The following is a 23,749-nucleotide window of genomic DNA, read 5'->3' on the forward strand; positions in this document are numbered from 1 at the left end:
TTACCAATATGTTCTAACTTTTATAATTTTGTTATCTTTATAAGTTCTTAAAAAAATTTTTTTTGCATTTTGGTGAGTTTCAACAGAGAGTTTATACTTTATGCTCTCATCATTTTCATCATTAAACCAATATGTACCATTTTTATATTCATAATCACCACTTACAAATTTACTAAATATAATAGATAAAATATATTTAGTTTTTGGTAAGTTTACATAGGATATATCAACATCATCAACAAGTGCATGATATAAAAGCTTTTTTTGATACAAGATTGTTGCAAAATAAGCTGCATTTTCTCTAGCTTTTGGAGTTTTATAAAGTTTGATAATAGGAAGTATACTTCTATTTATCATATCTTCTTGAATACAAGCATCTGCGTACATACTTAAAAAATCTTCATCTTCTTTATATTTGTTATATAAATCTCCAGCTTTTAGGCAAGCTTTTCTATAGTTTCTTTCTTGATATAATTTTATGATATCATCTTTGTTAGTAGCATATAAAAAATTCATCATTAAAAAAATAATCAATACAAATTTATAAACCATTTAAATCTCCATGTTGAATTTTATTTAAAAGCATACTTAGCCTTTTTGATTTATTTTGTTTTAAATACGCATTTAAAGCTTTTTTTGCATCATCAATTTGTCCAAGTTTAATCTTTGATTTTGCAAACCAATACCAGCTTTTATCATTTAAAGAGTCTACATCATTTGCTATAAGAGACCATTTTAATGAATCTTTATATTTATTTTGATTGTAGTATTCTTCCGCTATCATTAGAGCAAATACAACACTAGAAGTCTTATAAAATTTTTCTTTTAAATAAGCAATTGTATCAATTTCTTTCATATCTATTGATATATTGCTACTTTTTTCTTTTTTAATATGTGATGTATTTTTTAAAGAAACTTGTTTTTTTTCAAGAGACTCTTCTTTAACTGCTTTCTTTACTTTAACATAAGGAGGATTAAAAAGCAATTCTCCACTTGATGAAAACAGTTCATTAAGCTCATTTGATGCTATTAATTTAAAGCTATAAGGCTCTTGTTTTTTAGTTAACTCTTTGTTTGGTATAACTTTAGAAATATTATCTTCTACATGTAAAGAATTTTTTGTAGTTGAGTTTTTATCTATTGTAGTTTCTTTTTTGTTAACAATAGGCTTGGTTTTTTCTTCATTAATAGTAACTTTTGTAATTTGTTTTTTATCAATTTTACTGATTTCTTTTTTTACAATTTCTTTACTTTTAGGCTCATTTTTAACAATCTCTATGTTTTTAATCTCTTTTTTTGTAAAAAAATATTGAAATTTTGAATAATTCAAATAAAAATATACACTAGATAAAATTATTAATATTAAAAATAAAAATATAGAGTAATTTTTAATTTTTTGTTTTATTTTATATCTTAACCATTTTTTTTCAAGTTCAATTATATCTTCAGCATTAAACATTAATCATTCCTAAGTTAATAGCTGCCATTTCCAAAAATTTGGTATGCAATGATTTTCCTCTAATTTTAGAAGGCTTGTTTTTATCATAGTATTCTAAAATTTCAAACATTTTAAATAATAATTTATTAACTGTCCTTAAATTACCTTCTGTTAATTTCATAATCACTTTATAGTGTGTATCTTTAAAGAGTGAAAGATATTCGAATTTATTATGGAAAAGTAGCTTCTTTTCAATATAAGTTTTAACTTCATTTAAATTAGAATTGTGTAATTCAATTGTTTCCCATATTCTTGTTTGAAAATAGTCTTTTGCTAGAACATCTTCTTCTTCTGTCTTATGAACAGTAAAAAGAAATTTAAATTTTCTAGAATCAGCCATTAATCTAATCTTTTCAATTAGCTCTTCAGGGTAAAGTTGAGCTTCATCTAAAAGTACTGTAACTGAGTCTTTATCTCCAAGTTTTTTAGAAGCTATTGATAAGAATTTATCATATCCAGAAAAGTCAGGAGATTCTTCTTTAAATACTTCTTCATACAGAACTTTTAAAAACTCTTTTTCTTCAAAAAAAGGTCTAGGAAAAAATATGACCTTTTTTTTGTCTTTATAATCTTGGTAGATTTTTTGTAAAAGAAAAGTTTTTCCAGTTCCAGGCTTTCCAAAAAAAAGTATTAGTTTGAGAGGTTTGTCTAATGTTTGAGCCAACCTCTCATAGGCCTGAGTAGATTTATCTAAATTTACATAATCAAATACTTGTCCATCTACAAATATTTCTTTTAATTCAGTAAAATTATTATTCATATATCTTCTTAGAAAAACCCAGATCTTTTAATGTCGCTTTTGTATCATCTTTTGGACCAATTAGTCTAGGAGTAATTACAAAAACCAATTCAGTAGTTGCTTCACTTGTTCCTTTGTATTTAAAAGCTTCTCCAAATATTGGAATATCACCAAGTACTGGAACATGAGATCTGTCATTTGAAACAGACCTTGCTATTAATCCACCTAGTATAATTGTATTTCCATTGTGAACTTTTACTACAGTTGAAAGCTTTCTTTCTTTTGTATCAGGAGCAATTTCTCTAATACTATTGGTACTTAAGTCACTTTCATTTTTTAAACTACTAACTGATGGGTTTATTCTAAGAATTATTTGTCCATCATTTGTAATTTCTGGAGTTATATTTAAAAGAACTCCTACAAATATAGAGTAGTTGTTGTAGGTAACTGTAACAGAATTTGTATCAGTATTATCTGTTTGTTGAGCAATTCTATAATTGATATTATCCCCCACTGTAATAATTGCTGGTTGATTGTTCATAGTTAAAACTTTTGGACTTGAAACAACTTTAGTTACTCCATTTGTATCTAAGAAATCTATTAGCCCAGCAACAGAAAATGCTGCCTCTGTAGAAGTTACAATTGTGTTATTAAATACTAGGTTTGAACTAATTGGAGTTTGGTCTTGCGCAGTGTTTGAAGCACTATTTGTAAAGCTAGAATCATGTGTTAAATTTAAATTAAATTTTGACCAGTTAATTCCTCTTTCGTTTGCATTATTTAGCAATACAGAGTAGATACTAACATCAATAAGAACTTGTTTATGTAATCTATCTTGTAAATCATCTATATAGGTTGCAACTCTATCTAATTGATTTTTTGTACCAGTAACTGTTATAAGTCCAGCATTTTGATTTACTATAGGAGCTTTTGCTACATAGTCTTCTTCTCCAGTATTCATCATAGATAATATTTCGTTTTGAACTGTTCCCCAAAAATCAAATGTATCATTAGAAGTTATAACATTATCTCCATTTCCTGTAGCAGCTGTTGTAGTATCACCTTCAGTTACTTTAATATCAACAGATGCATCAATATTTGCTGTTCCTTGCCTTACTGATGTAATATAATCAACTTTAAAAGTTCTAGTTTGTAAAGCTGAAATTTTTAAAAAGTTTTTATTGTATTCATAATACAAATCATTATCTGAAATTAGAAGGTCAAATATCTCTTCAAGAGTCATATTTTTAATATTTACACCATATAACTCTTTTTTCACTAAGTCTGCAGCAAAATTGTCTTTTATTACTAAACTAAAATCACAGCTATCTGCTAATTGTGACAGTAACTCTAGACTTGTTACTTTATCACTTGTTTTGATATTAAAAACCCTATAATCACAACTCTTATTTGCATAAACATTTGATGGTTGAATCAATATAGCTAATAAAGCTATAAAAAATATATAATATTTACTTTGAAGAAAATTTGATTTTACTAACATTATTTTTCCTTATAAAAAGTTCTTGTTTATAGTGATCATTACCTATGATGACACTTCTTCTTTTAATATTTAATAATTTATAATTACCTATTTCATTACCAATTTCATGCCATATGCCATTAATTTTAGCTTTTTTATCAAATATACCACTAAGAATATAAGTTTCTTTTTTTTCAATTGAAGTAGAGTTATTGTCTTTTTTATCTACAAATACTTTTTTCATAACAAATGGGTTTTTAAGTTTATCTATCATTTTCTCATCAATTCCAACTCTTTTTTGGCCAATTTCATTAAATAAATTATTATATTCATCTAAATTATTGGCATTACAAATAGTTGTTATTAACAATGAGAAGGTGATTGTTTTAATTAGATTTTTCAATACTTCATCCCCCATACTGCAATATCTAAAGAACCATTGATTGTATTGGTACTCTCGAGTGTTATTTGATCTATATCTACAACAAGTTTACTCTCTTCTAATTTATTAATGAATTTTAAAATATTTTTAAAATCTCCATTAAATTCTAATTTTATAGTTAGTACTTGTTTTATCTCTTGAAGATTTGGTTCAAAAAAACTATTATTTAATAGTTTCAAGTTTATATTATATTCTTGAGCCAAGTAAGTTATTGAATCTAAAAATTTTGCCCAGTTTTTATCATTAAATAAAAGATAAGATAGATTTTTTAGCTTTGTATCAACATATGCGTTAGCATAAGTGATATTTTCAAGGCTCATTTTTTCTTGGTTCAATTCATTGCTCATTTTTTTTACAAGAAAATTTTTATCACCATTGTTGCTAACTGAGAGCATGTATGCTTTTTCTTGAGCAAGTTGTGATTGTACGGTTTTATGAGTTTTCACCGTTCTATTTAACTGTTTTTCTGTAATTGGAAAAATATAAGAATATATCAAAAATCCTATAACTACAAAAATAATAAGAAAAAGGAGTGATAATTCACTAGCTTTTTTATTTTTAAGATAGTTGTCAATTTTATCTAGCGTACCAATATTATCCATGATTATATTCCTATTAATACTGTACTTAGATAAAGATTTTTTTCTTTATCTTTTGCAATTTTATCAGTACTTATTTTATATTTTTTCAAATTTGTTAATTCTTTTATAAACTCTGTTATTTTCTTTTCGCTTTTATTTTGTATATTAAATTTCAATGAATTTTCTTCATATATTATAGAAGAAATTTTAGAATTATATTTGTTTGATATTTCTAGTAATTCTGTAAGCATAATAGCTTTCATGGGGTAGTTTACTTTTTTATTATGCATTTGAGTAAGTAGTTTCTTTCTAAACTCTAATTTTTCTGACTCTTTTTTTATTAGTTCAGTAATTTTTGCTTTTTGTTTTTTTATATTAGCAATTTTCGCCCTTATAGAATTTGCTTCTTTATTTATCTTTTTGTATTCGCTTTGTGCTTTATCAATTTTTATTTGAAGAAACTTTTCATACCCATATTGATAAGCTGGATAGGCAGAAGAAATCAAAATACTAGATGCAATAACAGCAAGTAGTTTTCCTACAGGTCTATTTGATAGAGCAGGGGGTCTTTTAAAAATAGAAAAATTTAAATTATCATCTTTTTCATCAAAATAAACTTGAGCTGCCAAAGCCATTAGCACATGTATTTGGTCTACATACCACTCTTTGGAATTAATAGCAATTGAAAAATTAAATTCAAATGATTCCAGTCCTAAGTAGCTTTTTGCATACTCATCTGCACCAATTAAAACTCCAACTTCAGAACCAATATAAATTTTATCAATACTATCAATATCATATGAGCGCTTTGCAAAAGATATTACATCATTTATATATAAAAATAGCTCCCCAAAAAGTTGCATTAAAAAGGATTGATAAGATGCATTTGTGCTTTTTAATCCTTCAGTAGTTAATAGCCTAAAAAATTCTTTTTCATCAATTCTTTCACCAATAAGTTCACAAAATTTTTCATTTAGTTCATTTAGTGAATAATGAAGTGATTTTGAGTAAAGGTATTCGCCATTTCTATAAATTGCCAAAAAAGCATCATTTTTTTGAAAATAAACAAAACAATCAGTACTTTCAGCTTCTACTAATGACTTTTTATATAAAGAGCTGATTAAAAATGGTGCAGTTGTAACGTAATCTATATATCTTGTTTTTTTTCTAATTTCTCCAAGTTGAGATTTTACAATTGATGCATCTATAACAAAAACATTAAAAACTCTATTTTTTGTGTCGTTTGTTTCTGTTTCAAGATAGGTGATGGTGTATTCTATTGCAGGGTCAAGTCCAAGTTCATCATAAACTTTTATTTCAATAGCATCTTTTAAATCACTATCTGGGATATTTCTACTTATATCAACAGTTGCGCTGATTACATCTTTGCTTTGAATATAAGATACAAAAAATGAATCTTTTTTAACCTTTTTTAGGTTAATAAGCTTCATTTCATTTTTGAAGTAACTATATGCTTGCAAAGATATAGGGTCTATCGAAACAATTTCAGAAAAATTCTGCACATTACTTTTTTTTGACATATCTCTACCTAAAATTAGTAAAATTTTATTTACTTATAGTATAACATATAAATATTAATATTAATCTATAATATAACCTATTTTTTTCAAAATCTTTTTATCTTGACTCCATCCCTGCTTTACAACTACAAAAAGTTTTAAAAAAATCTTTTTACCAGATAACCTTTCAATAGATTTTCTCGCTTCATATCCAATTCTTTGAAGAGTTTTACCCTCTTTTCCAATGATAATACCCTTCTGGCTTTTTTTATCTACTATTATATTAGCATAAATATTATCAATTTCATCATACTCTTCTACTTTTTCTACAATTACATCGGCAAAATAGGGGATTTCTTCACTAGTATTATTAAAAATAGCCTCTCTTATGTACTCTTTGTACAAATCTTTTACACTATCAGTGGTCATGATATCTGTTTCATATAGATAAGGATGAACTGGTAACTCTTTTACTATTTGATCAAGTAAATACTCTCTTGAAATTCCTTTTTTTATAGAAATTGGAATAAGAGCTTTAAATTTGTCCTGAAATTTTGAGTACTCTTCTATCTTTTTAAATATCTCTTTTTTTCCAACATTATCAGTTTTTGTTAAAAGAACAATATGAGGAGTGCCTTTTTTATTTTTTTCTAAAAAAGCTTCATAATCTCTAATCTTATCAGTAATTGGAGCCAAAAATAAAATAAGATCACAATCCCCCATAGCTTTTAAGGCTTCATCCATCATAAACTGATTTAAAAGTCTCTCTTTTTCGTGAAGACCTGGAGTATCTACAAAAATGATTTGAGCATTATCGTGCATTACGATTATGTTTGATCTTTTTCTTGTAGCATTTGCTTTGTGAGAAACCATTGCAATTTTTTCACCAATAAGCCAATTTAAAAGTGAACTTTTTCCTGCATTTGGTCTTCCAATGACTGATACAAAACCAGCCTTTGTGGCGCAGTTTCTCTGAAAACCAGCCTTTGTGGCGCCAGTTTCTTTAGTAAAGCCAGATTTTGTTTTCATTTCGTCCATTAAAGTATATACCTACTTGTATCTTCATCCTCTGCTATTGTATCTAGTTTAGAATGAACTAACTCTTTAGTTACTACTATCTTTTCTCCAGCATGTTCATCTGCACTATAGCTAATGTCTTCTAATACTTTTTCTATAACAGTATGAAGTCTTCTTGCTCCTATGTCCTCAGTTTTTTCATTAGTCATTTGAGAAATTTTAGCAATACTTCTTATAGCATCATCTTCAAAAACTAACTCAACTTTTTCAACTTTTAAGAGTTCTTCATATTGGCGAAGCAGTGAGTTTTTTGCTTGAGTTAAAATTTTATATAAAACTTCTTCGCTAAGTGATTCAAGCTCCACTCTTAGTGGAAATCTTCCTTGAAGTTCAGGTATGAGATCACTTGGTTTACTAAGATGAAATGCACCAGCAGCTATAAAAAGTATGTGATCAGTTTTTACCATGCCATATTTTGTATTTACATCACTTCCCTCAACTATTGGAAGTAAATCTCTTTGAACACCCTCTTTACTAGGGTCACTCCTGTGCGAAGCACTTGAACTAACTGCTACCTTGTCGATTTCATCTAAAAATATTATACCACCATTTTGTGCTCTCTCAATAGCTTCAGTTTTAATAGCCTCAAAATCAAGAAGTTTTTCACTAGCATCATGTTTTAACGCCTCTTTGGCTTCTTTTATCTTCATCTCTTTTTTTATGCTATCTTTTCCACTTCCTAGAATCTTTATAAATGATTCTTGTACCTTTATCATCTCTGGAGGAAGTGAACTATCTGATAAGTCCGAATTTCTTCCACTTATTTCTATCTCAATACTAAGTTCATCTAACTCACCATTTCTAAGTTTTTCAAGCATCCTCTCATAGCTTCTTTTATAATCTCCTTTTTTTTCTTCACTTGCACCTTTTGGAAGAGGGGGAAGAAGCTTTTCTATTATGGTTTTTTCAATATAATCATCAATTTTTTCTTTATTTTTTTCTCTATGCTCATTTCTTACTAAATTTATTGAAGCCATGACTAAATCTCTAACCATAGATTCAACATCACGCCCTACAAATCCAACTTCAGTATATTTACTAGCTTCAACTTTGACAAAAGGAAGAGCCATCATTTTAGCAAGTCTTCTAGCAATCTCAGTTTTACCAACTCCAGTATTACCTATCATTAGTATATTTTTTGGCATAATTTCTTCTGCCATTTCATTACTTAGTTTTAATCTTCTATATCTATTTCTAAGTGCAATTGCAATAGCTTTTTTTGCTTCAAATTGCCCTATGATATACTCATCTAGATATGAAACTATCTCTTTTGGTGTCATACTCATATTTATTTTTCATCCTCTAAAACAAAAGTTTTTATATTTGTATTTGTATAGATACAAAGCTCACCCGCGATTTGTAAACTCTCTTTTACAAGAGTTTCAGGCTCTAGTTTTGCATGTTTATCTAGTGCTCTAGCTGCTGAGAGTGCAAAGTTTCCACCACTACCAATAGCAGCAATTTTGCCATCTTCAGGCTCAACAACATCTCCATTTCCGCTAAGTATAAAAATATGTTCTGTATTTAAGACTATCATCATAGCTTCTAGTCTTCTTAGCATCTTGTCTTTTCGCCACTCTTTTGAAAATTCGATGACTGATTTAAATAAATCGCCTTTTTTTTGCTCTAAAATTCCTTCAAACATATCAAAAAGATTAAATGCATCAGCAGTACTTCCAGCAAATCCAGCTAGAATTTTTCCATGATGGAGTTTTCTTATCTTTGTAGCATTTCCTTTTAAAATGGCATTCCCAAAAGTTACCTGTCCATCGCCACCAATAACAGCTTTTCCATCAGCTTTGTAACCAAGTATTGTAGTTGCATCAAACATCTACTCTCCTAAAATTTCAAGTTTCAATGGAGCATGAATTCCGTGTCCTAGTTTGAGTGTTATATCAAAAACTCCTGTTGATTTAATTGGATTTTTAATTTCAACAGTTTTTTTGTCTATCTCAATATCATGTTGATTTTTTAACTCTTCAGCAATTTCTTCTTTTGTAACTGCTCCAAAAAGACTTCCATTTGCCCCTAATTTTCTTTTGATTTTTAGAGTTAAATTTCCAAGAGTTTTTTCAATATCTTTTAATCTCTCAATCTCTTGCTTTTCTTCTTCAGCTTTTCTTCTTAAATTTGCTTCATGCTTTTTAATTACTTCATGAGTTGCGTGTAGTGCTAAGCCTTTTCCAATTAAAAAGTTTTTTCCATACCCATCTTTTACTTCTTTAATTTCTCCAGATTTTCCTAAACCTTTTACATCTTTTATCAATAAAACTTTCATTTATATCTCCTTTAATTCAATTTATTTGGAAGTGGAGCATTTTTAAGTTTTTCTCCACTATACCTTACTATTCCATCACTTAGATGAGCTATTTTTGTAAATCCCATTCTATCTAGTATGTGTAGCATTTGTCCTGTTCTATTACCAGTTCTACAGTATAAAACTATTAGTTTGTCTCTTAATTTTTCAAGTTTATCCATATGCATGTGAATCATACTTGTAGGTAAAAGTAAATCAGTTCCTTTTATGCTCAAATCAGTATATTCAAAAACTTCTCTAATATCAATAAGAGAAAAATCAATTTCATTATTATCTCTACATGTAAGTAGGTTTTGTAAAACCTCATCACTTATATATGGCGTGATTGAATCGTATAATTCTTTACATGTAAAATCCACTAATTATCTCCATAGAATTTTTTGTTTTTTCCACCTATGATAAACCTAAGTGCATTTAGTTTTATAAATCCCTCTGCATCTTTTTGATTGTAAACTTCATCTTCTTCAAATGTACAAAACTCTGCATTGAAAAGATTATTTTTTTCTGAATTTCTTCCAATAACCATTACATTTCCCTTGTAAAGTTTTAGCCTTACAGTTCCATTTACATTTTCTTGTGATTTATCTATGAGAGCTTGCATCATTTCTCTCTCTGGAGCAAACCAAAAACCATTGTATATTGCTTTTGCATATTTTGGCATAATTTCATCTTTTAGATGAGCTGCTTCTCTATCTAGTGTGATACTCTCAATTGCTCTGTGAGCTTTTAGCATGATAGTTCCACCAGGAGTTTCATAGCAACCTCTACTTTTCATTCCTACAAAACGGTTTTCTACGATATCAATTCTTCCAATTCCATGTTTTGCACCTAGTGTATTTAGTGCTTCTAGCATTTTAGCAGGACTCAAATGAACACCGTTTAAAGTAACAGGATCTCCTTTTTCATAGCCTATTTCAATAACTTCTGGCTCATTAGGAGCATCAATAGGATTTGTTGTCCATCTCCACATATCTTCTTCTGGCTCAGCATTTGGATCTTCTAAAACTAGCCCTTCATAAGAGATATGAAGTAAGTTAGCATCCATAGAATATGGAGATTTTCCTTTTTTCTTTTCAATTTCAATACCATGCTCTTTTGCATATGCCAAAAGTTTTTCTCTAGAGTTCAAATCCCACTCTCTCCAAGGTGCAATTATTGTTAAATCAGGATTTATTCCTAAATAGCCAAGTTCAAATCTAACTTGATCGTTTCCTTTTCCAGTTGCCCCATGGCTTACTGCATCAGCTCCAGTAAGAGCAGCTATTTCAGCTTGGCGTTTTGCTATAAGAGGTCTTGCTATACTAGTTCCTAACAGATACTCTCCTTCATAGATTGCATTTGCTCTAAACATAGGAAATACATAATCTTTTACAAATTCTTCTTTTAAGTCTTCTATAAAAATATTTTCTGGTTTTATTCCAAGTTCAAGTGCTTTTTTTCTAGCAGGCTCTAACTCTTCTCCTTGTCCTACATCAGCAGTAAAGGTTACAACTTCACAATTAAATTCATCTTGTAGCCACTTTAAGATTATACTTGTATCTAAGCCTCCTGAATATGCTAAAACTACCTTTTTTACATCTTTTCTCATTTTCTTTCCTATAAAATTGATTAATTTTATCATTTTAACAAAAGTTACTAAAATATTTGCTTATTTGGTAAAAAAAAGTTTTTAAGGCAAAAATCGTTCCATAAATAAGCTATTTTAAAAAAACTTTTGTTAAAATGGCTTGCAAAGGAATTAGGGGCAAAGTATGCGAATAGATAAATTTTTAAATGCAGTTAATATAACTAAAAGAAGAGCAATTAGTGAAGATATGTGTAAAAACGGTGTTGTTGAAATAAATGGTAAAGTTGTAAAACCAGCAAAAGATGTAAAAGTTGGAGATAAAATTACTATTAATTATCTACAAAAGAGTGTTTCTTATGAAGTTTTGCAAATTCCAGAGACTAAAACAATACCAAAGAGTAAACAAGATGAGTATGTAAGGGAGCTTTAATGACATATGATGAATCAAAGATGATATTTACAAAGTTGTTTAACAATGAAATGAGTAGTGAAGAGATGAGAGATTTTTTAGTCTCAATTCCGTTGGATGAAAATACTCCAGTAGAGTTTATTGCAGCAGCTGCTGAAGTTATGAGAGCAAATGCAATACCTCTACATGTAGAGGAAAACTTAAGAGAAAAATTGATTGATATTGTTGGAACCGGTGGAGATAAAATAGGAAGTTTTAATATATCTTCTACAGTTGCGCTTTTATGTGCAAGTACTGGAGTATATGTAGCAAAACATGGAAATAGCTCAGTTACTAGCAAATCTGGAAGTGCAGATATGTTTAATGAACTTGGGGTTAGACTAGACTTGAATATTGAACAAAGTAGTAAACTTTTAGAAGAAACTGGATTTACTTTTATGTTTGCTAAAAATCATCATCCAGCTATGAAATTTATAATGCCAGTTAGAAAATCAATACCTGATAAAACGATTTTTAATATTTTAGGACCTCTAACAAATCCGGCAAAAGTGCAAAAAAGTATGCTTGGTGTTTTTGATAAAGTGTTTGTTCCAAAAATTGCTGAAGCTCTTAAGATAAACGATACAAAATCAGCACTTGTTGTTAGCTCTGTTGAGCATATGGATGAGATAAGTATCAGTGGAATTACATATGCGGCTAGATTAAAAGATAATAAAATTGAAGAGTTTGAGATAGATCCTGAAGCATTTGGCATAAAAAAAGCGCCACTTGAAGCTATTAAAGGTGGAGATGCAAAATTTAATGCATCTTTGGTGTATGATATTTTTAAAGGTGATGCAGATAATGCAAAAAGAGATATTGTTTTACTAAATGCTGGAGCTTCTTTAATGGTTGAAGGAAGCGCTAGAGATATACAAGAGGGCATTGAAATAGCAAGAGATGCTATAAAGAGCAAAAAAGCTCTTAAAAAGTTAGAAGAGATTATAAAGGTTTCAAATAGTTTATGAAAATTTTGAGTGAAGATGAGTTAGAAGATTTTGTTAAAGAAATTATAGAAAAAGTTGGAGAAAATGGAATCATCCTTTTAAAAGGCGATTTAGCAAGTGGTAAAACAACTTTTGTTAAAGCTTTTGTAAAAGCATTAGGATTGAACTCGAGTGTTAGTTCTCCTACTTTTTCAATTATGAATGAGTATGATGGAAAAGTTTGTCATTATGATATTTACCAAAATGGTATCGAAGGCTTTTTACAAAGTGGTTTACTAGAAAAATTAGATGAGCCAAAGTACCACTTGATTGAGTGGGCAGATGATAAGCTAGAAGAAATTTTGAACAATTATGGTTTTGAATTTTTAAAAATAGAAATAAAAACAGTTGGAAAGAAGAGGGGATATGCACACACTTAAGGTAGAAAAGTTAGTAAAGACTATTAAAAAAACTAAGATTATACATGATATATCTTTACATGTAAAAAGTGGAGAAATTGTTGGTCTTTTAGGTCCAAATGGGGCTGGAAAGACTACAACATTTTATATGATATGTGGTTTAATTCCTCCAACTGATGGAAAAATTTATCTCGACAATAAAGACATAACAAAGATGCAACTTCATGAAAGAGCAAAGCAAGGAATAGGCTATCTTCCTCAAGAAAGTAGTATATTTAAAGAGCTTAGCGTTGAAGAAAATCTCATGCTAGCTGCTGAAATTGTTTATAAAGAAAGTGAAGAACAGCAAAAAAGAGTTGAAGAGCTTTTAAATCTTTTAAATATTGAGCCAATTAGACAAAGAAAAGGCTTGAGTTTGAGTGGAGGCGAGAGAAGAAGGTGTGAGATAGCAAGATCACTTATAATTCAGCCAAAATTTTTGCTTCTTGATGAGCCTTTTGCTGGAGTTGATCCAATAGCAGTGGCTGATATACAAACAATTGTGAAGGATTTAATCAAACTTAATATTGGAGTTTTGATAACCGATCATAATGTTAGAGAAACGCTTGATATTTGCCAAAGAGCTTATGTGATAAAAGATGGCTCACTTCTAGCAAGTGGAAGAAGTGAAGAGGTTGCAAACGATAAGCTTGTTAGAACTTACTATCTTGGTGAAGATTTTAAGTTGTAGGGTTGGTATATGCTAAAACAAAGAGCTTCTCAATCACAAAAACAAAAATTATCATCAACTCTTAGGAGTTGGTTACCAATTTTACAAGCTGATTTAGACTCTTTGAGCGAAGCATTAGAGCCATTTGCCAAAGCTAACCCTTTTATTGAGATAAAAGTAGGTAATGAAAAGCCAGATAAAAAATGGCAAAAAAAGAGCTTTTTTAATGAAATAAGTAAAAATAGTGTATCAAGTACTATTGAAGCATTAACACTTCAAAAGAGATCTCTTTTTGAAGTTTTGTATGAACAAATCAATCCACCACTTTTTCCAACCAAAAAATCCCAAGATATAGCTTATGAAATTTTAGAATATATAGACCATGAGGGATATTTTGAATATTCAAAATTAGATGAGATTGAAAAAAAGATACATGTAGATAAGAGTGATATAGAAAAAATAAGAAAAAGATTTAGCTATTTAGAGCCTATTGGGGTTGGGGCAGTTGATTTAAAAGAAGCATTTTTATTTCAATTAGACGATATGGACTTGGAAGATTCATTATATGTATTTGTAAAGAAGTTAATACAAGATTTTGAAAATATTGAGATTTACAGTGGCGAAGAGCATTTTAACGAAGCATTAAAGATCATAAAAAAGTTTAAAAATCCACCTGCAATTGAGTATCTTGAAGATGAATTGCAGATAATTCCTGATATATTTGTGTATGATTCTAGTGGAAAAATTGAAGTAGCACTAAATGATGCATACTATCCTGAGATTGTGATTGATACTGATGGTTTAGATGAAAAAGAATCATTTGTTTCATCTAAGATAAAAGATGCAAAAGATTTAGTAGATGCACTTGAGATGAGAAAATCAACACTTTATAAAATTGGTTTAATGATTATTGAGTACCAGTATGACTTCTTTTTTGGAGGAGCTATTAGGCCTATGAAGCTAAAAGATTTGGCTGATGATTTGGGAAGAAATCCTTCAACAATTTCAAGGGCAATTGCAGGTAAATATCTTTCATGTAGTAGGGGAGTGATTCCATTAAAGCAATTTTTTGCAACAGCTGTTGAAGAAGATATATCAAATAGTGCGATTAAAGAGTATATGTGCGAAATAATAAAATATGAAGATAGAAAAAAACCTCTTAGTGATGTTAAAATTTTAAAAATGATTGAAGATAAGTTTGGTGTTAAAATGGTTAGAAGAACCATAACAAAATATAGAAAAGAGTTCAATATAGCTGGTTCTAGCGAGAGAAAAAAACTATATAATCTTAAGTCTTAAGCAACATATTTTCTTTGATGTTCGAAATGAACTTTAATCATTTCGTATGCTTCTTGGATATTTTGAAATTTTTTAATGTACATTGCCATTTTATTTGAGTTTTTATCTGTAACTCTATCTGGGTGGTATTTTTTGACAAGTTTTAGATAGTTCTTTCTAACTACTTCAAAACTATCTTCTGATTTGCACTCTAAAACTTTGTAGTAATCTTCAAGAAGAGAGAAAAGAGCATTAAATTTTCTTTTTCTGTTTATCTTATCTCTTAGGGTCTTTTTGTATTCTATAATTTCATCAATATCATATTTAAACTCAACATAACAACCAATAATCTCTTCTTTTTGAAGTAGATTCTCAAAAAGTTCTGCAGTTTTTTCTGACTTTGGATATATAGTTAAGGTGATCTGGCTACACTAAATAGGACACAGAAATTAAGTAATTCTGAGTTAAAATTAGTAATAGAAGGAAGATTATGTCAAGAAGTCAATATAGTGAAGAGTTTAGAGCTTCAACAGTGCAGTTAATTTTAAATAATTCAAGATCCATTCGAGAAGTTTCTGATGATTTGGGTATTCATGAAAAAACCTTGTATAGCTGGATAAGAGCTTATAAAATAAAAAACAATATTCCGATTGAAGGAAGAGGTGCACATTTTAAGAAGACTAATTCTTTGAAAGAGTCCCATGAAGAAGAACTCAAGCGTTTAAGGGCTGAGAATAAGATACTTAAACAGGAGAGAGAAATTTTAAAAAAGGCAGCCGCATACTTCGCCAAAGAAACTCTCTAAAGTATGCATGGATTAAAGAGCACAGGAAGAGTTTCTCAATAAAACTAATGTGTAGATTGTTTCAAGTTACAAGAAGCAGTTATTATATATGGATAAAAAATGGTTCTATAGTAAATAAGGTAGATAAACCTTTAAATGACCTTTTGCAAAAGATTTTTGAAGAGGCAAGAGCTACATATGGCACAAGAAGACTAAAAGTAGTGCTAGAGAAGAGATATGGGATTATTGTATCTCGTAGAAAAATACAAAAGTCCTTGAGCCAGCTTGGTTTAAAAGTGAAGATGAAAAGAAGATATAAAGTTATAACTACTACTTCCAATCATAAATTACCTATATCACCAAACCATCTTGAGAGAGACTTTTATGCGAACAACTCTAATAAAGTATATGTTGGAGATATTACATATGTGCCAACTTATGAGGGATGGCTTTATTTAGCAGTAGTGCTTGATATTTATTCCAGGAAGGTTGTAGGATGGTCTATGAGTCACTCTTTACACACTTCTCTTGTAAATGATGCATTGATTATGGCAATAAAGAGACGAACGCCTAAGAAAGGACTTGTTTATCATACTGATAGAGGTAGCCAATATGCTTCATACGAACATAAGGCTATTTTAGAAAAATATGGTATTACTCAAAGTATGAGTAAGAAAGGTGATTGTTGGGATAATGCTGTTGCAGAGAGTTTCTTTCACTCTCTTAAAACAGAACTTATCCATCATGAAAAGTTTATTTCAAGAGCTCAAGCCAATGAAAAAATATTTGAGTATATAGAAATTTTTTATAATAGAAAGCGTTTACATTCTTCTAATAATTACATGTCACCTTATGAATTTGAAGAAGTAATGTTACAAAAAGAAATAGCTATGTAGAATATAAAATTTTATGTCCTAAATACTGTTGACAGATCAAGTTTTTATATTAAATTTCTTTTGAAAATTTTGTAAGATATCTATTAGCGTATGCCCCTCATATTTATTACCCTCATACACTTCATAGGATAATGGATACCCTTGCAGTGTTGTAAACAATCCTAATTGTATCTGAGGACATGCCAGTTTTCCTTCTTTACTAAATCCTATTCGCCTAAGATCATCTTCACTCTCAGACTCAAAGTATAGTGTTGTAACATCATAAAAAGTAACTGTGATAGTATCATTCATGATTTTCTTAGTATGTTCAAATATACACTTTTGGATTTTAAATTTTAAATCATCTTTGCAAATGGTATCCATAAATCTATAGATCTTATTTTTATCTATATTTTGCTTTTTATAAATATGATAGTAATCAATTAGATAGAGTTTACTTCCTGGATATAACAATCTTGATATTACTAAAGCTTTAAATAGTTCTAAGTCTTTAGTTTTTATAAATGAAATATTTTTACATCCAATATCTGAAAAAAGTTTTCCAAATATAAGTTCATCACCAATAACTCTAATATCTTTGTTTGTTAACTTATGTTTTTTCTCTTGATATTTAACAAAATCAAACAGATTTGGCTCTAGTTCTAATAATCTCTCATTGGCTTGTTTTAATAACTTTTCTATCTCATAATTATTTTTACTACAACCTATAGTTTCAACTACTTTATATTTACCTTTACTTTTAGAAATTATCTGAATACTAATACTACCACTTTTATTTTTTTTCTGACGAACAAACATAGTTAAATTGTATCAGCTTTTAGCTTGGGACACCCTAATTTAGGTTGATAAACATTTATAAACCCCTTAATTTAGGGAAATTGAAAATTAAGGTTTTAGAAGTGAGAAACTCAGGAGATGGCAAGATAGATTCACTCGCCGCTAAAATTATCTTGGAGAGATGGATTAGTAGCAGCAGTACTATTTCAGAGAAAATTTAAAATTATTTTCCATTTTGATTGCTTCATCTCTACCATAAACTACTATATCATTATCTACTAAAATCTCATCATCAGAAATTTTATCTGGATAATCCACAAAATTTAGTATATGTTTTATTGTATTTATCCTGGCTTTCTTTTTGTTATCACTTTTTATGATTGTCCATGGAGCTTCTTTTGTGTGAGTTGAGCTTAGCATCATGAATTTTGCTAGCGTATACTCATCCCATAATTTTTGAGACTCTTTATCAACTGGGCTTAGTTTATATTGTTTTAGGGGGTCAGTTTCTCTTGCTTTAAATCTTCTTTTTTGTTCTTCTTTAGAAACTGAAAAATAAAATTTAAAGATTTGAATGCCATCTTCAACAATCATTTTTTCAAACTCAGGGGCATCTTTTAAAAATTTATGATGTTCTCTTTCTGTACAAAAGCCCATGACTGGTTCGACCATAGCTCTATTGTACCAACTTCTATCAAAAAGAGCAATTTCTCCAGCACTTGGGAGGTGTTTAACATATCTTTGGAAGTACCATTGAGTTTTTTCTACTTCTGATGGTTTCTCAAGTGCTACAACTCTAGCACCTCTTGGGTTTAAATGCTCAGTAATTCTTTTAATCGTTCCACCTTTTCCAGCGGCATCTCTTCCTTCAAAAATCATTAAAATTTTTAAGCCTTTATTTTTAACATGGTTTTGAAATTTTATTAATTCTACTTGAAGTTTCTTTAACTCTTTTTCATATTCTAACTTTTCTTTGCTAACCCAAATTTGAACTTTATTGTCGTGTTTTTTTGGCATAGAAGACTCCTTTAAACTGTTGCATACTATTATATCGTTTTTATTAATTAAATATTTAAATTAACATGATAAACTAAGTAAAATTACTATTAGGATTTGGTTTGAAAGTAGCTTTTAGATTTTTATTGTTGAGTTTGGTTTTAGTTGGTTCTTTATTTGGAATTACCCAAAGAAAAGTTTTATCTCCAGAAGAGGCTTTTAATCTTAAAGTTCAAAAGACTGGTGAGGTTATATCTATAAAACTTTCTGTTGGAGAAGGTATATATGTATATGATGATAAATTAAAAATCTCAATTAGCGACCCAAAGGTTGTTTCTCTTGATAAGGAAATCAAGCGTCCATCTCCAACAAAGCATGATGAATATTTAGTTCATGAAAAAGCAATAAATTTATTAATTCCAATTAATTTGATAAAAAAATATATAAATAGTGGTCAATATAAGATAAAAGTTGAGTATCAAGGATGTGCAACATCAGGTATTTGCTATCAACCTATGAGTAAAGAGTTTAGTTTTGATTTAGGTAGTGGTAGTAAAAAAGCTAATATTATAGAAAAAGAATTATCAGAACAAGATGCAATTGCTAATAGCCTTAAAAATGATAGTGTTTGGCTTGTTCTTTTAACTTTCTTTGGATTTGGACTGCTTCTTTCTCTAACACCATGTATATTCCCAATGATACCTATTTTATCTTCTATTATTGTATCTCAAGCTGAAAAAATTACCACCAAAAGAGCATTTTTTCTTTCACTTGTTTATGTGGTTTCTATGGCATTAGCTTATACTATAGCAGGTGTTTTAGCTGGTCTTTTTGGAGCAAATATTCAAGCTGCGCTTCAAAATCCATGGATTATTTCTATATTTAGTTTAGTTTTCGTGTTCTTAGCATTTTCTATGTTTGGATTTTATGAGATTCAAATGCCTAGGTTTATTCAATCAAGACTTACAAAAAAATCAGATGAAATGCAAGGTCATGGTATCATCGGTGTTGCTATTATGGGCTTTTTATCAGCTCTAATTATGGGACCTTGTGTTGCAGCTCCTCTTGCTGGAGCACTAGTTTATATCGGGCAAAGTGGTGATGCACTTTTAGGTGGTCTTTCTCTTTTTGTAATGAGCCTTGGTATGGGTGTGCCTCTTTTACTAGTAGGTGTCGGAGCTAAAAGATATATGCCAAAACCAGGTGTTTGGATGAATAATGTATCAGCAACTTTTGGTGTTGTTATGTTAGCACTTGCTATTTGGACGCTATCAAGAATAGTTGATGCAAATATAATCATGTTTATGTGGACATTTTTAGCTATTGGCTCAGCTGTATATATGGGAGCATTGGAAAGACTAAAAGATGATGCTAAAGGGATTGATAAACTTATAAAAAGTATGGCTGTAATTATTTTGATTTATGGAGCTATTTTATTTGTAGGCTCAGTTAGTGGAGCAACTAATCCTTTAAATCCTTTATTAAAATTTACACAAAAAAGTCTTGTTTCCGCTCAAATAGAAGTAAGCGAAGAAAATGATTTTGAATTGGTAAAAAACCTTGGTGAACTAGAAAGTATCATTAAAAATTCAAAAAAACCAATCCTAGTAGATTTTTATGCTGATTGGTGTGTTAGTTGTGTAGAACTTGATACATATACTTTTTCAGATCCTTTGGTTAAATCAAAAATGAAAAATTTTAAGTTAGTCAGAGTTGATGTGACTAAAAATTCGAAGGACGATAAAGAACTGTTAAATAAATTTGGCCTTTTTGGACCACCAGCAATTATGTTTTTCAAAGATAAACAAGAGTTAAAATCAAAGCGTATAATTGGCTTTAAAGATTCAAAAGAGTTTTTAGAACAATTAAATGGTATAATATAGGATAAATTTTTTAATAGAGGTAAACAAATTGAAAGTTATTTTAATTGTTGATGTTATCGGATTAAAGGATAAAGAAGTATTTAACAAACATTTAAAAAGAGAGGGTTTTTTACCAGTTGAAGGTGAAGAATTTGCTTATGAAGGAGATACAACTACTCATTTAAATGCCACTAGAGCATACATACTAGATGTGGTTTCTAAAGGTCTTAAAAAAAGTGGCTTTGAAGAGTGTAAGATAATCTTTCAAGTTGGTAAAAATCCTATGGAAGCTTTTAAGTTTAATAAAAAAGAGGATGGTTTTAGTGGAGTTGATCTTTAATCATAACCTAAAGATACTCCACCATTTTAAATAAAAATTTTTAAAGCTCTTTGTAAATCTTCTTTTGTGTCAATTCCAAAGCTTTGACTTTTAACTTCTACCATCGCAATTTTTTTGCCATGATAAATTGCTCTTAGTTGTTCAAGTTTTTCTATATCTTCAAGAGGAGAATTTGGAAGTTTGCAAAATTCATTTAAAGTTTTTTTAGTAAATCCATAAATTCCTAAATGCCCAAAATAGCTGTTGTGTTCTTCTCTATCATATGGGATTTTACTTCTTGAAAAATAAATTGCATTGTTATTACAATCAGTTATCACTTTTACATGATTTGGATCAGTTGCAAAAGTTTTATCTATTAGTTTATAACAGCTTACCATAAAGCAATTACCAACTTTTACTCTATCAATTACAGCTTTTACAACTTCAGGCTCAATAAATGGCTCATCCGCTTGAACATTTACTATGACTTCATTTTCTTCTACATGTAGTTTATTTGTAGCTTCATTGATTCTATCTGTACCGCTTTTGTGTTCTGTACTAGTTAAAACTGCTTCAAATCCATAATCATTTGCGATATTTAAAACTTCTTTGCTATCAGTTGCAATTAAAACTTTGTCCAAATTTTTAACTCTATTAGCAGTTGCAATTACCATAGGATAGCCATTTATATTTGCTAATATTTTATTTGGAAATCTACTTGAAGCAAGTCTTGCTGGGATTATTATCATTTGATAAACTCCAAGATTTCTTTTTCAATATTCTTTTTGTCTACAACTTTATCATGCAAAACTTCTTTTTCAAATAGCTCATTTATACAATCAGGTATCTTTACATGTAAAGCTTTGGAAAACTCTTCAAGTGCTTCTTTATCACTATATTTTTTGTCATCTTGTTTGATTGCATTTAGCATTGTTGGAGCAAATTTAGTCCATTCAGCAGTTGAGCACATAACACAAGGTATATTTTTTTCTTTTAATTCATTATACGCTTTAAGACAAGTAGCAGTGTGAGGATCCATCACATAACCCTCAAGTGCAAATTCTTTGATAGTTTCTTTTGCAAAATCATCATCACAATAAACTGCACTAAAATCTTTTTGTAATTCTTTTAATTCATTTTGAGTTAATTTATACACTTTATTTTTAGCTAATTCTTGCATTAACTCTTTTGTTCTATCGCTTCCATACTTATCAAATAAAACCCTCTCAACATTTGAAGATATAAGTATATCCATAGCTGGACTTGTAGTTAAAAGTAACTCTCTATCTCTTAAGTCATACTCACCTTTTGTAATTAAATCAGTTAAAATATTGTTTATATTTGATGCAATTAGGATTTTTTCAATCGGTACTCCCATTTTTTTAGCATAATAAGCACCAAGTGCATTACCAAAGTTTCCACTAGGAACGATGTGATAAATACTCTCTCCTAAGGAGATTTTATTTTGTTTTACTAACTTTATATAAGCATATACATGATAAACAATTTGAAAAATAATTCTTCCAAAATTAACAGAGTTTGCTGCACTTAATTTAATATCATTTTTTTCTAATTCTTCTTTAAATGTATTACTTGCTAGAAGTGATTTTAAAGCACTTTGAGCATCATCAAAGTTACCTTTTATCCCTATAACCTTTAAGTTTTTACCAGCTTCACTAACCATTTGTAGTCTTTGAACATCACTTGTTCCGCCATCTGGATATAGACATGCAACTTTTATATTTTCTTTGTTTGAAAAAGTATCAAGAGTTGCTGGACCAGTATCTCCACTAGTTGCAGCCAAAATTAGGTAGTTTTGTTTTTGTTTTTTTGCTAAGTTTGAAAGTATATGACCAAAAGGCTGAAGCGCCATATCTTTAAAAGCTCTAGTTGGTCCATGATATAGCTCATTTACAAATAAATCATTTCTTATTTGAGCTAAAGGTACAGGCTCAGTTTGATTATCAAACTTATCATATAAATCAATTGCTTCTTTTAAAACACTCTCTTCTATATCAATCTTAAAAAGTTTTAATATATCAAGAGTTATCTCTTTGTAACTTTTCTTTGTAGCAAGAGCTAAAAATTCTAAATCTATCTTAGGTAATTCCTTTGGTACATAAAGTCCACCAAAACTAGCACTTGGATTCATAATTGCATAAGAAAATTCAACTTCTTTTGCTTTTACTCCATCATTTCCTCTTGTTTCTATAAACATATTTCTATCCTAATTATTTTTCTATGATTGTTCCAATACCTTCGCTTGTAAAAAGCTCAAGCAAAATAGAATGCTCAACTCTTCCATCAATGATTTGAGCACTTTTTACACCACCATTAATTGCTTCTAAACAAGCATCTACTTTTGGTAACATTCCACCAGTTATTGTTCCATTTTCTTTTAAATCTTCAACATCTTTTTGATTAAGCTTTGTAATTAGCTCTCCATCTTTATTTAGTATGCCTTTAGTATCAGTTAAAAATAGAATTTTCTCAGCCTTTATTGAAGCTGCAACCTTACTAGCGCACAAATCTGCATTGATATTATATCCAGGATGAGTTTCATTATCTCCTGCAGCTATTGGAGCAATTACAGGGATAAATTTTTCTTTTAGTAGGTTTTTTATGACTTTTTTATCTATTTTATTTATTTTACCGACTAAGCCGTATTTGCCATCATTTAAAGGTTTTGCCTTTATAAAATTTGAATCTTTCCCACTTATCCCAATAGCTTTTCCACCATGATGATTTAACAGTGTAGTTATCTCTTTGTTTATGTTTCCACTCAAAACCATTTCAACTACTTCCATTACCTGTTCACTTGTAACTCTTAGTCCATCTACAAATTCACTTTGAACTTCTAATTTATCAAGTAAAGTGTTGATTTTTTTACCACCACCATGGATAATGACTGGTTTCATTCCTACTAAATAAAGCAGAATTATATCTTGTGCAAATTTGTCTTTTAAAACTGGATTTATCTGTGCTGAGCCACCATATTTTATAACTATTATTTTTTTTCTAAAATTTTTTATGTATGGTAGAGCATCTAGCAGTATTTTTGCTTGTTCTATCTTTTTAATCATTTGCTTTTCTCCTTAAAGAGGGTGCATT

At 29.3% G+C, this 23,749-nt stretch carries 27 protein-coding genes and 1 pseudogene; 9 read left to right on the forward strand and 19 right to left on the reverse strand.

Annotated features, from left to right (window positions below):
- From ACKGJI_RS05190 to ACKGJI_RS05250, 13 genes are read right to left on the reverse strand one after another with little or no spacing between them, the layout of a single operon-like run.
- Positions 1–552 (reverse strand): hypothetical protein, encoded by a 552-nt coding sequence (locus ACKGJI_RS05190; RefSeq protein ID WP_458701515.1) that lies wholly within the window; start codon positions 550–552, stop codon positions 1–3.
- Positions 542–1,459 (reverse strand): CDC27 family protein, encoded by a 918-nt coding sequence (locus tag ACKGJI_RS05195; RefSeq protein WP_458701516.1) that lies wholly within the window; start codon positions 1,457–1,459, stop codon positions 542–544. Before ACKGJI_RS05195 ends, ACKGJI_RS05190 begins: the two co-directional genes overlap by 11 nt.
- Entirely contained in the window at positions 1,452–2,258 is an 807-nt protein-coding gene (locus tag ACKGJI_RS05200) for an AAA family ATPase (protein ID WP_458701517.1), read from the reverse strand. The genes ACKGJI_RS05195 and ACKGJI_RS05200 overlap by 8 nt, the downstream gene beginning before the upstream one ends.
- Entirely contained in the window at positions 2,251–3,741 is a 1,491-nt protein-coding gene (gene mshL / locus ACKGJI_RS05205; RefSeq protein ID WP_458701519.1) for a pilus (MSHA type) biogenesis protein MshL, read from the reverse strand. The genes ACKGJI_RS05200 and mshL overlap by 8 nt, the downstream gene beginning before the upstream one ends.
- On the reverse strand, positions 3,710–4,123 hold the full coding sequence (locus tag ACKGJI_RS05210) for a hypothetical protein (RefSeq protein WP_458701520.1): 414 nt from the start codon (positions 4,121–4,123) through the stop codon (positions 3,710–3,712). The genes mshL and ACKGJI_RS05210 overlap by 32 nt, the downstream gene beginning before the upstream one ends.
- On the reverse strand, positions 4,120–4,764 hold the full coding sequence (locus ACKGJI_RS05215) for a hypothetical protein (protein WP_458701521.1): 645 nt from the start codon (positions 4,762–4,764) through the stop codon (positions 4,120–4,122). The genes ACKGJI_RS05210 and ACKGJI_RS05215 overlap by 4 nt, the downstream gene beginning before the upstream one ends.
- A 2-nt stretch (positions 4,765–4,766) precedes the next feature.
- Positions 4,767–6,284 carry a hypothetical protein gene (locus tag ACKGJI_RS05220; protein WP_458701522.1) on the reverse strand — a complete coding sequence of 506 codons (1,518 nt, stop codon included), beginning with the start codon at positions 6,282–6,284 and terminating at the stop codon, positions 4,767–4,769.
- 60 nt (positions 6,285–6,344) lie between these two features.
- Entirely contained in the window at positions 6,345–7,292 is a 948-nt protein-coding gene (gene era / locus ACKGJI_RS05225; RefSeq protein ID WP_458701700.1) for a GTPase Era, read from the reverse strand.
- A gap of 8 nt (positions 7,293–7,300) precedes the next feature.
- The gene (gene hslU / locus ACKGJI_RS05230) at positions 7,301–8,626 is read right to left on the reverse strand and encodes an HslU--HslV peptidase ATPase subunit (protein WP_458701523.1); all 1,326 of its coding nucleotides are present in this window, start codon (positions 8,624–8,626) and stop codon (positions 7,301–7,303) included.
- Positions 8,627–8,628: 2 nt separating this feature from the next.
- Positions 8,629–9,171, reverse strand: a complete 543-nt coding sequence (gene hslV, locus ACKGJI_RS05235) for an ATP-dependent protease subunit HslV (RefSeq protein ID WP_458701524.1) — start codon at positions 9,169–9,171, stop codon at positions 8,629–8,631.
- Positions 9,172–9,618 (reverse strand): 50S ribosomal protein L9, encoded by a 447-nt coding sequence (rplI, locus tag ACKGJI_RS05240; protein ID WP_458701526.1) that lies wholly within the window; start codon positions 9,616–9,618, stop codon positions 9,172–9,174.
- Between the two features lie 11 nt (positions 9,619–9,629).
- On the reverse strand, positions 9,630–10,016 hold the full coding sequence (locus ACKGJI_RS05245) for a rhodanese-like domain-containing protein (RefSeq protein WP_458701527.1): 387 nt from the start codon (positions 10,014–10,016) through the stop codon (positions 9,630–9,632).
- A complete protein-coding gene (locus tag ACKGJI_RS05250) occupies positions 10,016–11,245 on the reverse strand; it encodes an argininosuccinate synthase (protein ID WP_458701528.1) in 1,230 nt (409 codons plus the stop codon). The genes ACKGJI_RS05245 and ACKGJI_RS05250 overlap by 1 nt, the downstream gene beginning before the upstream one ends.
- Positions 11,246–11,408: 163 nt before the next feature.
- Between ACKGJI_RS05250 and ACKGJI_RS05255 the strand changes: the two genes are divergently transcribed.
- From ACKGJI_RS05255 to ACKGJI_RS05275, 5 genes are read left to right on the forward strand one after another with little or no spacing between them, the layout of a single operon-like run.
- A complete protein-coding gene (locus ACKGJI_RS05255) occupies positions 11,409–11,654 on the forward strand; it encodes an RNA-binding S4 domain-containing protein (protein WP_458701529.1) in 246 nt (81 codons plus the stop codon).
- Entirely contained in the window at positions 11,654–12,640 is a 987-nt protein-coding gene (gene trpD, locus ACKGJI_RS05260; RefSeq protein WP_458701530.1) for an anthranilate phosphoribosyltransferase, read from the forward strand. Before ACKGJI_RS05255 ends, trpD begins: the two co-directional genes overlap by 1 nt.
- Positions 12,637–13,038: a tRNA (adenosine(37)-N6)-threonylcarbamoyltransferase complex ATPase subunit type 1 TsaE gene (gene tsaE / locus ACKGJI_RS05265; protein WP_458701531.1), complete on the forward strand. Its 402-nt coding sequence runs from the start codon at positions 12,637–12,639 to the stop codon at positions 13,036–13,038. Before trpD ends, tsaE begins: the two co-directional genes overlap by 4 nt.
- The gene (gene lptB, locus ACKGJI_RS05270; protein ID WP_458701532.1) at positions 13,025–13,747 is read left to right on the forward strand and encodes an LPS export ABC transporter ATP-binding protein; all 723 of its coding nucleotides are present in this window, start codon (positions 13,025–13,027) and stop codon (positions 13,745–13,747) included. Before tsaE ends, lptB begins: the two co-directional genes overlap by 14 nt.
- Positions 13,748–13,756: 9 nt before the next feature.
- The gene (locus ACKGJI_RS05275) at positions 13,757–15,025 is read left to right on the forward strand and encodes an RNA polymerase factor sigma-54 (RefSeq protein ID WP_458701533.1); all 1,269 of its coding nucleotides are present in this window, start codon (positions 13,757–13,759) and stop codon (positions 15,023–15,025) included.
- On the opposite strand, the gene ACKGJI_RS05280 is transcribed toward ACKGJI_RS05275, so the two are convergent.
- Positions 15,022–15,426 carry a J domain-containing protein gene (locus ACKGJI_RS05280; RefSeq protein ID WP_458701701.1) on the reverse strand — a complete coding sequence of 135 codons (405 nt, stop codon included), beginning with the start codon at positions 15,424–15,426 and terminating at the stop codon, positions 15,022–15,024. The two genes, ACKGJI_RS05275 and ACKGJI_RS05280, sit on opposite strands and share 4 nt — an antisense overlap.
- A gap of 68 nt (positions 15,427–15,494) precedes the next feature.
- Here ACKGJI_RS05280 and ACKGJI_RS05285 point away from each other — a divergent pair, with 68 nt between their 5' ends.
- Both ACKGJI_RS05285 and ACKGJI_RS05290 read left to right on the forward strand, forming a co-directional pair.
- Entirely contained in the window at positions 15,495–15,809 is a 315-nt protein-coding gene (locus ACKGJI_RS05285; protein WP_458699524.1) for a transposase, read from the forward strand.
- 11 nt (positions 15,810–15,820) lie between these two features.
- Positions 15,821–16,684 carry an IS3 family transposase gene (locus ACKGJI_RS05290; RefSeq protein WP_458701702.1) on the forward strand — a complete coding sequence of 288 codons (864 nt, stop codon included), beginning with the start codon at positions 15,821–15,823 and terminating at the stop codon, positions 16,682–16,684.
- Positions 16,685–16,726: 42 nt separating this feature from the next.
- On the opposite strand, the pseudogene ACKGJI_RS05295 reads toward ACKGJI_RS05290, so the two are convergent.
- Both ACKGJI_RS05295 and ppk2 read right to left on the reverse strand, forming a co-directional pair.
- A pseudogene (locus tag ACKGJI_RS05295) lies at positions 16,727–17,482 on the reverse strand (IS1634 family transposase); the annotation flags it as partial.
- Positions 17,483–17,662: 180 nt separating this feature from the next.
- On the reverse strand, positions 17,663–18,478 hold the full coding sequence (gene ppk2 / locus ACKGJI_RS05300) for a polyphosphate kinase 2 (protein WP_458701534.1): 816 nt from the start codon (positions 18,476–18,478) through the stop codon (positions 17,663–17,665).
- Positions 18,479–18,579: 101 nt separating this feature from the next.
- Between ppk2 and dsbD the strand changes: the two genes are divergently transcribed.
- Positions 18,580–20,340 carry a protein-disulfide reductase DsbD gene (dsbD, locus tag ACKGJI_RS05305; RefSeq protein ID WP_458701535.1) on the forward strand — a complete coding sequence of 587 codons (1,761 nt, stop codon included), beginning with the start codon at positions 18,580–18,582 and terminating at the stop codon, positions 20,338–20,340.
- Between the two features lie 28 nt (positions 20,341–20,368).
- Positions 20,369–20,659: a hypothetical protein gene (locus ACKGJI_RS05310; protein WP_458701536.1), complete on the forward strand. Its 291-nt coding sequence runs from the start codon at positions 20,369–20,371 to the stop codon at positions 20,657–20,659.
- Positions 20,660–20,685: 26 nt separating this feature from the next.
- Here ACKGJI_RS05310 and kdsB read toward each other — a convergent pair whose 3' ends face one another.
- Genes kdsB through argB form a run of 3 tightly spaced genes read right to left on the reverse strand, consistent with a single transcriptional unit; the run spans position 20,686 to position 23,721 of the window.
- Positions 20,686–21,387 carry a 3-deoxy-manno-octulosonate cytidylyltransferase gene (kdsB, locus tag ACKGJI_RS05315; protein ID WP_458701537.1) on the reverse strand — a complete coding sequence of 234 codons (702 nt, stop codon included), beginning with the start codon at positions 21,385–21,387 and terminating at the stop codon, positions 20,686–20,688.
- A complete protein-coding gene (thrC, locus tag ACKGJI_RS05320) occupies positions 21,384–22,856 on the reverse strand; it encodes a threonine synthase (RefSeq protein ID WP_458701538.1) in 1,473 nt (490 codons plus the stop codon). The genes kdsB and thrC overlap by 4 nt, the downstream gene beginning before the upstream one ends.
- Positions 22,857–22,869: 13 nt before the next feature.
- Entirely contained in the window at positions 22,870–23,721 is an 852-nt protein-coding gene (gene argB, locus ACKGJI_RS05325) for an acetylglutamate kinase (RefSeq protein WP_458701539.1), read from the reverse strand.
- Between the last annotated feature and the right edge of the window lie 28 nt (positions 23,722–23,749).

It is taken from the genome of Sulfurospirillum sp. 1307, assembly GCF_054408545.1.

What these genes read in the sequence shown, in the direction of transcription:
- ACKGJI_RS05190 (WP_458701515.1), bottom strand. Translation starts at nt 552, where the DNA reads ATGGTTTATAAATTTGTATTGATTATTTTTTTAATGATGAATTTTTTA.
- ACKGJI_RS05195 (WP_458701516.1), bottom strand. Translation starts at nt 1,459, where the DNA reads ATGTTTAATGCTGAAGATATAATTGAACTTGAAAAAAAATGGTTAAGA.
- ACKGJI_RS05200 (WP_458701517.1), bottom strand. Translation starts at nt 2,258, where the DNA reads ATGAATAATAATTTTACTGAATTAAAAGAAATATTTGTAGATGGACAA.
- mshL (WP_458701519.1), bottom strand. Translation starts at nt 3,741, where the DNA reads ATGTTAGTAAAATCAAATTTTCTTCAAAGTAAATATTATATATTTTTT.
- ACKGJI_RS05215 (WP_458701521.1), bottom strand. Translation starts at nt 4,764, where the DNA reads ATGGATAATATTGGTACGCTAGATAAAATTGACAACTATCTTAAAAAT.
- ACKGJI_RS05220 (WP_458701522.1), bottom strand. Translation starts at nt 6,284, where the DNA reads ATGTCAAAAAAAAGTAATGTGCAGAATTTTTCTGAAATTGTTTCGATA.
- era (WP_458701700.1), bottom strand. Translation starts at nt 7,292, where the DNA reads ATGAAAACAAAATCTGGCTTTACTAAAGAAACTGGCGCCACAAAGGCT.
- hslU (WP_458701523.1), bottom strand. Translation starts at nt 8,626, where the DNA reads ATGAGTATGACACCAAAAGAGATAGTTTCATATCTAGATGAGTATATC.
- hslV (WP_458701524.1), bottom strand. Translation starts at nt 9,171, where the DNA reads ATGTTTGATGCAACTACAATACTTGGTTACAAAGCTGATGGAAAAGCT.
- rplI (WP_458701526.1), bottom strand. Translation starts at nt 9,618, where the DNA reads ATGAAAGTTTTATTGATAAAAGATGTAAAAGGTTTAGGAAAATCTGGA.
- ACKGJI_RS05250 (WP_458701528.1), bottom strand. Translation starts at nt 11,245, where the DNA reads ATGAGAAAAGATGTAAAAAAGGTAGTTTTAGCATATTCAGGAGGCTTA.
- ACKGJI_RS05255 (WP_458701529.1), top strand. Translation starts at nt 11,409, where the DNA reads ATGCGAATAGATAAATTTTTAAATGCAGTTAATATAACTAAAAGAAGA.
- trpD (WP_458701530.1), top strand. Translation starts at nt 11,654, where the DNA reads ATGACATATGATGAATCAAAGATGATATTTACAAAGTTGTTTAACAAT.
- tsaE (WP_458701531.1), top strand. Translation starts at nt 12,637, where the DNA reads ATGAAAATTTTGAGTGAAGATGAGTTAGAAGATTTTGTTAAAGAAATT.
- lptB (WP_458701532.1), top strand. Translation starts at nt 13,025, where the DNA reads ATGCACACACTTAAGGTAGAAAAGTTAGTAAAGACTATTAAAAAAACT.
- ACKGJI_RS05275 (WP_458701533.1), top strand. Translation starts at nt 13,757, where the DNA reads ATGCTAAAACAAAGAGCTTCTCAATCACAAAAACAAAAATTATCATCA.
- ACKGJI_RS05285 (WP_458699524.1), top strand. Translation starts at nt 15,495, where the DNA reads ATGTCAAGAAGTCAATATAGTGAAGAGTTTAGAGCTTCAACAGTGCAG.
- ppk2 (WP_458701534.1), bottom strand. Translation starts at nt 18,478, where the DNA reads ATGCCAAAAAAACACGACAATAAAGTTCAAATTTGGGTTAGCAAAGAA.
- kdsB (WP_458701537.1), bottom strand. Translation starts at nt 21,387, where the DNA reads ATGATAATAATCCCAGCAAGACTTGCTTCAAGTAGATTTCCAAATAAA.
- thrC (WP_458701538.1), bottom strand. Translation starts at nt 22,856, where the DNA reads ATGTTTATAGAAACAAGAGGAAATGATGGAGTAAAAGCAAAAGAAGTT.
- argB (WP_458701539.1), bottom strand. Translation starts at nt 23,721, where the DNA reads ATGATTAAAAAGATAGAACAAGCAAAAATACTGCTAGATGCTCTACCA.